Below are 378 nucleotides of genomic sequence, written 5' to 3'. Positions count from 1 at the left end.
CAGGTATTTTTAAGTTTTTCAGCTCATCCCACCATGAAGGCTGAGCCCCAGTTCCCATGCCCCGCAAGCTATTTGCGAGCCCTTTTGGGTTGTTAGCAAGTCGTTCTTTTCGCACCGCTTCTTGTACGTTTTTTGCTAAACGTTTTTGCGTTTCAAAAAGCGGAATATTTTCCCACATCGATACAAAAATTTCTATGCCTTCTCGCTCAATTTTATCGGCAAGTCGATCATCTTTTTCACGACGTTCTTTTCTATCCGCTTCGTCTTCGAGCCCAGCTGTACAATTTTCTAATAAAAGAGAGTGTACATAATCTGGATATAGACATGCCATCGTAATCGCCAGTCTTCCTCCCATTGAGTAGCCAAGTATATGTACTT

1 protein-coding gene is annotated in these 378 nt (G+C 42.3%); it reads right to left on the bottom strand.

The features are described 5' to 3' along the window. Nucleotides 1-378 (bottom strand): alpha/beta fold hydrolase (locus tag MR107_RS30510; RefSeq protein ID WP_242293193.1); only part of this gene is annotated, 378 nt, incomplete at both ends.

Source organism: Bacillus cereus group sp. BfR-BA-01441 (genome assembly GCF_022663075.1).
GTDB classification, from domain to species: domain Bacteria; phylum Bacillota; class Bacilli; order Bacillales; family Bacillaceae_G; genus Bacillus_A; species Bacillus_A cereus.
This window is presented reverse-complemented; position numbering and strand designations above follow the sequence as displayed.